Raw genomic sequence first — 8,125 nt, forward strand, 5'->3', positions numbered from 1 at the left:
CAGGTACCGTGCAGCTTCTCTGGGGCATGCCGGCGCGCTGCCGGTCGTCTGCCTGGCCGGTTCGGACAAGGCGTACGCCGAGTGGGGCGCGGCCGCGATCGCGGCCCTCCGCGAGGCCGGCGCCACGCACGTGATCATCGCCGGGAAGCCCGACGCCGTCGAGGCCGAGGTGGACGACGCCGCCTCGCTGGGTGTCGACGCGCTGTCGTTCCTGACCGCTACGAGGGAGAAGCTCGCATGACCATCCCCAGCTCCTTCAAGGGCCTTCCGCTGAAGGGCGAGACCCCGGCGTACGCTGCCGCCGCCCCGTCGGGCGAGGGCTGGCTGAGCCCCGAGGGCATCGAGATCCAGCCGGCGTACGGGCCTGCCGACCTCGAGGGCCTCGACGCGCTCGACACCTACCCCGGACTGAGCCCGTTCCTGCGCGGGCCCTACCCGACGATGTACACGACCCAGCCGTGGACGATCCGGCAGTACGCCGGGTTCTCGACCGCGGAGGAGTCCAACGCGTTCTACCGGCGCAACCTCGCCGCCGGCCAGAAGGGTCTGAGCGTCGCCTTCGACCTGGCCACCCACCGTGGCTACGACTCCGACCACCCGCGGGTGCGCGGCGACGTCGGTATGGCGGGTGTGGCGATCGACTCGATCTACGACACCCGGACGTTGTTCGACGGCATCCCGCTGGACCAGATGTCGGTCTCGATGACGATGAACGGTGCGGTGCTGCCGGTTCTGGCGCTCTACATCGTGGCGGCCGAGGAGCAGGGTGTTCCGCCCGAGAAGCTCGCCGGGACCATCCAGAACGACATCCTCAAGGAGTTCATGGTCCGCAACACCTACATCTACCCGCCGGCGGCGTCGATGCGGATCATCGGCGACATCTTCTCCTACACCGCCGCGAAGATGCCCCGGTTCAACTCGATCTCGATCTCCGGCTACCACATGCAGGAGGCCGGGGCGACCGCCGACCTCGAGCTCGCCTACACGCTGGCCGACGGTGTCGAATACCTGCGCACCGGTCTGGCAGCCGGCCTCGACGTGGACGCGTTCGCGCCTCGGCTGAGCTTCTTCTGGGCGATCGGGATGAACTTCTTCATGGAGGTCGCCAAGATGCGCGCGGCCCGGGCGCTCTGGTCGCGCCTGGTGAGCCAGTTCGACCCGAAGAACCCCAAGTCGCTGTCGCTGCGGACCCACAGCCAGACCTCCGGCTGGTCGCTGACCGCCCAGGACGTCTTCAACAACGTCGGTCGCACCGCGATCGAGGCGATGGCCGCGACCCAGGGGCACACCCAGTCGCTGCACACCAACGCTCTCGACGAGGCGATCGCGCTGCCGACCGACTTCTCGGCCCGCATCGCCCGCAACACCCAGCTGCTCCTGCAGCAGGAGAGCGGCACCACCGAGATCATCGACCCGTGGGGCGGCTCCTACTACGTCGAGCGCTTGACGCACGATCTGGCCGAGCGCGCCTGGGCCCACATCCAGGAGGCCGAGGCGGCCGGCGGGATGGCCAAGGCGATCGAGCAGGGCATCCCGAAGATGCGCATCGAGGAGGCCGCGGCCCGCACCCAGGCGCGTCTCGACTCCGGCGCGCAGAAGCTGATCGGCGTCAACACCTTCCGGCTTCCTGCCGAGGACCCGCTCGACGTGCTCAAGGTCGACAACGACCAGGTCTACAAGCAGCAGGTCGCCAAGCTGGAGCGGCTGCGTGCGGAGCGCGACGACGAGGACGTACGCCGGGCCCTGGAGGCCATCACGAACGCCGCGAGCGCTGAGAAGTCCGGGGCGAACCTGGACGGCAACCTGCTCGCGCTGGCCGTCGACGCCGCCCGCGCCAAGGCGACCGTCGGTGAGATCTCCGACGCGATGGAGAAGGCATGGGGACGGCACCAAGCCGTCATCCGTACCATCTCCGGTGTGTACCGGGACGAGGCGACGACGTCGGGTGACTCGAAGGTCACCGAGGTGTTGAAGGCGACCAAGGAGTTCGAGGAGGCCGAGGGCCGCCGCCCGCGCATCCTCGTCGCCAAGATGGGCCAGGACGGCCACGACCGCGGCCAGAAGGTCGTGGTCTCGGCCTTCGCCGATCTCGGCTTCGACGTCGACGTAGGCCCGCTGTTCTCCACGCCCGAGGAGGTCGCGCAGCAGGCGGTCGACGCCGACGTACACATCGTCGGGGTCTCGTCGCTGGCTGCCGGTCACCTCACGCTGCTCCCCGCGCTCAAGGCGGCGCTGGAGGAGCAGGGACGCCCGGACATCATGATCGTCATCGGCGGCGTCATCCCGCCCGACGACGTCGCGACGCTCGAGCAGATGGGCGCGGCCGCGGTCTTCCTTCCCGGCACCGTCATCGCCGACTCCGCCCTCGACCTGCTCGGTCGGCTGCGGGAGCAGCTCGATCACTGAGGTCTGACCGACCCGGAGTTTGTCCTCGCCGGGGGCGTCGGGCTCGTCTAGCCTCGGAGCTGTGACGGACCTACGCCCCGGGCGGGCACCCGGGGACGGGCTGGTGAGAGTGGGGGCCTACGAGCTCCTCACCAAGCTCGGTGAGGGCGGCATGGGTGTCGTCCATCTGGCCCGCCACGAGGAGACCGGCGAGCGGGTGGCGCTGAAGGTGCTGCGTACGCATGTCGTGGGGGACGAGGAGGCCCGCGCCCGGCTGGAGCGCGAGGTCCGGTCGCTGCGACAGGTGCGCAGCCCGTGGATCGCCGAGATCGTCGACGCCGACCCCTATGCGGACCTGCCCTACGTCGCGACCCGCTACGTCCCGGGCCCGACGCTGCACGACCGGGTCAGGGACGACGGCCCGGTCCTCGGCGAGGACCGGTTCTGGCTGGCCCGCTGCCTCGCCGACGGCGTCGCGGCCTGCCACGACGCCGGCGTGCTGCACCGCGACGTGAAGCCTTCCAACGTGGTGATGGAGGGACGTACGCCGGTGCTCATCGACTTCGGGCTCGCGCGGGTCGCCGACGATCCCAAGATCACCCTGACCGGGTGGCTGGTCGGCACGCCGGGCTACCTGGCGCCGGAGATCCTGGAGGGGACGCCCGCGTCCTCTGCCAGCGACGTGCACTCGTGGGCGGCCACCACCGCCTATGCGCTGCTGGGCCGGCCGCCGTTCGGGACCGGGCCGTCGATGGCCGTCCTGGATCGCGTACGCCGCGGCCAGCACGATCTCGACGGCATCGACGGTCCGATGCGAGAAGTCCTGACGCTGGCGCTGGCGACGGATCCCGCGGACCGGCCGGGACTCGAGGAGCTGCGGGAGTGGCTGATGGAGCCCGAGGTGCCGTGGTCCGGCGGCGACGCTGCGGCGGTGACGAAGGTGCTGCCGCTGACGCTGCCGCTGGCCGCCGCACCCGTGAGCGCAGGGCTCAAGCCGACGCTGGTCGACCCGGACGCTGCCGGCGACGCGGTGACGGAGGTGGTGCCGCCGGAGATGGAGCAGGTGCCGCCGACCGCGGTGACGGTCGCGGACGCCCCGGCCGAGCCGGTGGTGGTGCGGCGGTTCGACCCGCAGACGCCGCCGGCACCCCCGCCGGAGCCCGGGTGGAGCCCGCCCAGCAAGCATGCCAACCTGAAGCGCTGGCCCGGTCCGATGCACTTCCTGATCCTGCTCGCGCTCGCCGCGATCCTGGCCGGCGTCGTCGCTGCGTACCCGTTCCTCGGGGTCGCGCTCCTCTGCCTCGGGGTCTGGCTGCTGCGCGCCGTGTCGCTCGCCGCCGACCACCTGACGAAGCGCCGCGAGGCGCGCGGCCGGAAGTGGTACGACGGGCCGTGGGCACTCATCCGCTCGCCGTGGGACCTGGTGCGCGCCGTCCCCGGCACGGCTGCGCTGACCGTGCTGACCGGCGTGATCGCGGCCGCCGTCGGCGTGGGTTCCCTGGCACTCGGGGCGCCGCTGGCCGCCGCGCTCTACGCCGCCGCTATGACGTTCATGTCCGCCGCTTGGCTCGCCTCGCAGCGGGTCCGCGACACCGTCGGCCCGGTTGCCCGCGCCGCCTCGTCGCCGTCCCAGCGATGGGTTGTCGCTGCCGTCGCATTGGCGATCATCGCCGCCGGGATCGCCTGGTATGTGCTGCAGGTCGGTGTCTCGTGGATGCCCCTGGACGACGCTCGGTCGAGCCAGCTCCCCGACATTCTCCGCGACGTCCTTCGCCGTGCTCGGTGATCGCTAGGACTCGACGGTGCACCACCTGAAGCCGCAGTGGTACACTTCTGGTATGCCGACTTCTCGACCGCGTCACCAGGTGACCGAGACCGACGAACTTGCTGCTGCCCTTGAGGCAGCGGAGCGTCGTTGGCCCGGGAAGTCCCGTAGTGCCCTGATCGCCGCCCTAGCGGAGGAGGGCGCGAAGGCTCTCGAACGTGAGGAGGCCGATCAGCTCGCAGCGCGGCGCCGCGTGGTGGAAGCCAACGCCGGCGGGTTCGAGTTCGGCGAGGGCTACCTCGACGAGCTGCGCGAGGACTGGCCAGCTTGATCATCCTCGATGCCAGCGTGCTGATCGCCTACCTCGACAAGACCGACATCCACCACGTCCAGGCGCTGAATGTCCTCTCCACGATGGAGCGTTACCGGATCCACACCCTGACGCTCGCCGAGGTGCTGGTGCGCCCGACGCGGGATGGCCGAGCGGCCGAGGTGATCGAGAAGGTGGAGGCCGTCGGAATCCGTGAGTTGGATCGGGTCCCGGACGAAGCGCGAAGAACGGCCGACCTTCGCGTGGCCACCCCGCTCAAGATGCCGGACTGCTGTGTCCTCATGGCCGCCACCGCGCATGCAGCGTCGCTCGCGAGCTTCGACGAGCGGCTTCGGGACGTCGCGCGGAGCCGTGGGCTTCACGTCCTGCCGTGATACAGCGACGCTGAGGGATCACAGCCGGACGGCTCAGGGCGCAGCCGCCCGGAGCCGCTCGAGCAGCGGCGGGGCGGCCTCGGCGAGGAACCTGTCCTGGGTCTCGTCGCCGATCTGCACCAGCGCGATGTCGGTGAAGCCTGCCTTCCAGTAGGCCGAGACCGCCTCGACGATCGCGTCCAGGTCGGGACCGCACGGCACCGACTTGGCGACGTCCTCGGGACGGACGAGCTGGGTGGCCGCGGCGAAACCGGCCGGCGTGGGCAGGTTGGCGTTGACCTCCCAGCCGCCGCTGAACCAGCGCATCTGCTCGTGTGCACGGCGTACGGCGGTCTCCTCGTCGGGGTCCCAGCAGATCGGGATCTGGCCGATCGCGCGGGCCTCGGCGCCGATCCGTTTGGCACCCTCGACACCGTTCCAGGCGTCGACCAGCGACGCCTCGGGCTCGACGGCGATCAGGTGGTCGGCGAGCGGGGCGAGCTCCTCGATGGCGCGTTCGCCGCCCACGGCGAGCCCGATCTCGACGGGCTCCTCGGGGAGGTCCCAGATCCGGGCGGAGTCGACCTGGAAGTATTCACCGCGGTGGTCGACGAGCTCGCCGGTGTGCAGGTCGCGGATGATCCCGACCGCCTCGCGGAGCATCGCGTGCCGTTCCTGGACCGAGGGCCAGCCCTGGCCGACGACATGCTCGTTGAGGCTCTCGCCGGAGCCGAGTCCGAGCCGGAAGCGGCCCTCGGCGAGCAGCTGCACGGTGGCGGCCTTCTGCGCCACCACGGCGGGATGGTAGCGGAGCGTCGGGCAGGTGACGTAGGTCATCAGGCCCACGCGCGAGGTGGCGTGGGCGACCGCGCCGAGCACGCTCCAAGCGTACGGCGCGTGCCCCTGCTCCGTCAGCCACGGCGAGTAGTGGTCGCTCATCACCTCGAAGTCGAAGCCCGCCTCCTCGGCCGCGGTGGCGTACCGGACGAGGTCACGGGGTCCGCTCTGCTCGGTGAACAAGGTGTAGCCGAGATCCGTCATGAACGTTCTGTACCCAGCGTGCCGGGCGGCCATTCACGCATCTGGACTCCGCCCCCTGCTTCGCCGCTGGTCGAGCCGCGCCGTCCAGGGCTCGACGAATTGGCTAAGGTGCTGGGCATGCCAGGGCCCGACGTACAAGACCTTCTCGACGGCATCAGCGACGGCAAGCGGGCGGCGGTGTCACGGGCGATCACCTTGGTGGAGTCGACCAAGCCCCAGCACCGCGACATCGCCCGCGATCTGCTGACCAAGCTCCCGGCGGGCGACACGGTGCGGGTCGGGATCTCCGGCGTCCCGGGCGTCGGCAAGTCGACCTTCATCGAGGCGCTCGGCAGCCGGCTGACCGCCAACGGCCTCAAGGTCGGGGTGCTGGCCGTCGACCCGTCCTCGGTACGCACCGGCGGCTCGGTCCTGGGCGACAAGACCCGTATGCAGCGACTCTCGGTGGACCCCAACGCCTTCATCCGGCCCTCGCCGAGCGCCGGGACCCTCGGCGGTGTCGCCAAGGCGACCGTCCAGGCGATGGCGGTGCTGGAGGCTGCCGGCTACGACGTGATCCTCGTCGAGACGGTCGGCGTCGGGCAGTCCGAGGTGACCGTGGCAGGGATGGTGGACACCTTCCTGTTCCTCACCATCGCGCGCACCGGTGACCAGCTGCAGGGGATCAAGAAGGGCATCCTGGAGATCTCCGACGTGATCGCGGTCAACAAGGCCGACCCCAACGATCCCCACCGCGCCCAGGAGGCGCGCGCGGCCGCGCGCGAGCTCGCCGGCGCGCTCCGGCTGGTGCGCTCTCGCGAGGAGTGGGCGCCGCCGGTGATCACCGCCTCGGCGCTCCACGACGACGGCGTCGACTCCGTCTGGGAGCAGGTGATGGCCCACCGTGCCCACCTCGGCAAGGACGGTCTGCGCACCAAGCGTGCCGAGCAGCAGCTCGACTTCACCTGGGCCCTGGTCCGCGACGAGCTCGACCAGCGCCTCAAGCACTCGCCGGGGGTCAAGGCGATCCGCGACCAGATCCGTGGCGAGGTGCTTTCCGGCGAGCTTCCGGCGACCGTGGCCGCGGACAGGATCCTGGCCGCCTACGACAAGGATTAGTCTGACGGGACCATGCTGGAGCCTGCTGCCTTCCTCGCCGAGCGAGTCGATGCCTACGAAGCCGAGCTGATCGACCTGCGTCGTGACATCCACGCGCACCCGGAGCTCTCCTGGCAGGAGCATCGCACCACCGAGCTGGTCGCCGAGCGCCTGGAGAAGGCAGGCTGGCTGGTCGAGCGGCCCTCCGCCACCGGCCTCATCGCCGACCTGGGTGGAACCGGGAAGGACGCGCGGATCGTCGCGCTGCGCGGCGACATGGACGCCCTGCCCGTCGACGACGTCACCACCGACGTCTGGGCGAGCACCGTCCCCGGTGTCGCTCACGCGTGCGGCCACGACGTACACACCACCGCGCTGCTCGGGGCCGGCCTCGCCCTCGCCGACCTGCACCGTGAGTCACCGCTGCCCGGCGGCGTACGCCTGCTGTTCCAGCCCGCCGAGGAGGTCATGCCGGGCGGGGCGCTGCACCTGATGAGCCTGGGCGCGCTCGACGACGTCGACCGGATCTTCGCGCTGCACTGCGACCCGACCGTCGACGTCGGCCGCGTCGGGCTCCGCTCCGGTGCGCTGACCAGCGCCTCCGACGTGATCGACGTGCATCTGAGCGGCACCGGCGGCCACACCTCGCGCCCGCACCTGACCGGCGATCTGGTCTTCGCGCTCGCCAAGGTGACCACGGAGCTGCCGGTGATCTTGAGCCGGCGGATGGACCCCCGGGCCGGCATCAGCGTGGTGTGGGGCAAGGTCTCGGCCGGCTTGGCCCACAACGTGATCCCCGCCCACGGCTCGGTCGGCGGCACGGTGCGGATCCTCGACAGCGACGCCTGGAGCGAGGTCGAGCATGTGGTGCGCGAGGTCGTCGCCGAGATCATCGCGCCATACGGCGTGACGGCCGCCGTCGACTACACCCGCGGCGTGCCGCCGGTGAGCAACGACGAGCAGTCCCACCAGATCCTCGTCGACACGGTCCGGGACGTCCTCGGCGAGCGCGGCGCGGTCGTCTCCGCGCAGAGCCTCGGCGGCGAGGACTTCGGGTGGTACCAGGAGCAGGTCCCGGGGTCGATGTTCCGGCTCGGCGTACGCACCCCCGGCGGCCCCACCTACGACCTGCACCAGGGCGACCTGCGCATCGACGAGCGCGCGGTGGGCGTC

7 protein-coding genes and 1 pseudogene are annotated in these 8,125 nt (G+C 71.0%); 7 read left to right on the forward strand and 1 reads right to left on the reverse strand.

The annotated features are described in order from the left end of the window. The 5 genes and pseudogenes from ACFVJS_RS24240 to ACFVJS_RS24260 all read left to right on the forward strand — a co-directional run. Nucleotides 1–241, forward strand: a pseudogene (locus ACFVJS_RS24240) (methylmalonyl-CoA mutase); the annotation flags it as partial. Next, the gene (scpA, locus tag ACFVJS_RS24245; RefSeq protein WP_378885821.1) at nt 238–2,406 is read left to right on the forward strand and encodes a methylmalonyl-CoA mutase; all 2,169 of its coding nucleotides are present in this window, start codon (nt 238–240) and stop codon (nt 2,404–2,406) included. The pseudogene ACFVJS_RS24240 and the gene scpA, both read left to right, overlap by 4 nt. 61 nt (nt 2,407–2,467) lie before the next feature. Beyond that, nucleotides 2,468–4,171: a serine/threonine protein kinase gene (locus tag ACFVJS_RS24250; RefSeq protein ID WP_378885823.1), complete on the forward strand. Its 1,704-nt coding sequence runs from the start codon at nt 2,468–2,470 to the stop codon at nt 4,169–4,171. A gap of 52 nt (nt 4,172–4,223) precedes the next feature. Then, nucleotides 4,224–4,481, forward strand: a complete 258-nt coding sequence (locus ACFVJS_RS24255; protein WP_378885825.1) for a hypothetical protein — start codon at nt 4,224–4,226, stop codon at nt 4,479–4,481. Beyond that, nucleotides 4,478–4,855 carry a type II toxin-antitoxin system VapC family toxin gene (locus tag ACFVJS_RS24260; RefSeq protein WP_378885827.1) on the forward strand — a complete coding sequence of 126 codons (378 nt, stop codon included), beginning with the start codon at nt 4,478–4,480 and terminating at the stop codon, nt 4,853–4,855. The genes ACFVJS_RS24255 and ACFVJS_RS24260 overlap by 4 nt, the downstream gene beginning before the upstream one ends. Nucleotides 4,856–4,888: 33 nt before the next feature. Here ACFVJS_RS24260 and ACFVJS_RS24265 read toward each other — a convergent pair whose 3' ends face one another. After that, nucleotides 4,889–5,875 carry an LLM class F420-dependent oxidoreductase gene (locus ACFVJS_RS24265; RefSeq protein ID WP_378885829.1) on the reverse strand — a complete coding sequence of 329 codons (987 nt, stop codon included), beginning with the start codon at nt 5,873–5,875 and terminating at the stop codon, nt 4,889–4,891. Between the two features lie 117 nt (nt 5,876–5,992). On the opposite strand from ACFVJS_RS24265, the gene meaB reads away from it, so the two are divergent. Together meaB and ACFVJS_RS24275 are read left to right on the forward strand one after the other, a co-directional pair. Continuing rightward, on the forward strand, nt 5,993–6,973 hold the full coding sequence (gene meaB / locus ACFVJS_RS24270) for a methylmalonyl Co-A mutase-associated GTPase MeaB (protein WP_378885831.1): 981 nt from the start codon (nt 5,993–5,995) through the stop codon (nt 6,971–6,973). 12 nt (nt 6,974–6,985) lie between these two features. After that, nucleotides 6,986–8,125 (forward strand): amidohydrolase (locus tag ACFVJS_RS24275; protein ID WP_378885832.1); only part of this gene is annotated, 1,140 nt, incomplete at its 3' end.

This window comes from Nocardioides sp. NPDC057772, from assembly GCF_042798075.1.
Classification (GTDB): domain Bacteria; phylum Actinomycetota; class Actinomycetes; order Propionibacteriales; family Nocardioidaceae; genus Nocardioides.

What these genes read in the sequence shown, in the direction of transcription:
- ACFVJS_RS24255 (WP_378885825.1), top strand. Translation starts at nt 4,224, where the DNA reads ATGCCGACTTCTCGACCGCGTCACCAGGTGACCGAGACCGACGAACTT.
- meaB (WP_378885831.1), top strand. Translation starts at nt 5,993, where the DNA reads ATGCCAGGGCCCGACGTACAAGACCTTCTCGACGGCATCAGCGACGGC.
- ACFVJS_RS24265 (WP_378885829.1), bottom strand. Translation starts at nt 5,875, where the DNA reads ATGACGGATCTCGGCTACACCTTGTTCACCGAGCAGAGCGGACCCCGT.
- scpA (WP_378885821.1), top strand. Translation starts at nt 238, where the DNA reads ATGACCATCCCCAGCTCCTTCAAGGGCCTTCCGCTGAAGGGCGAGACC.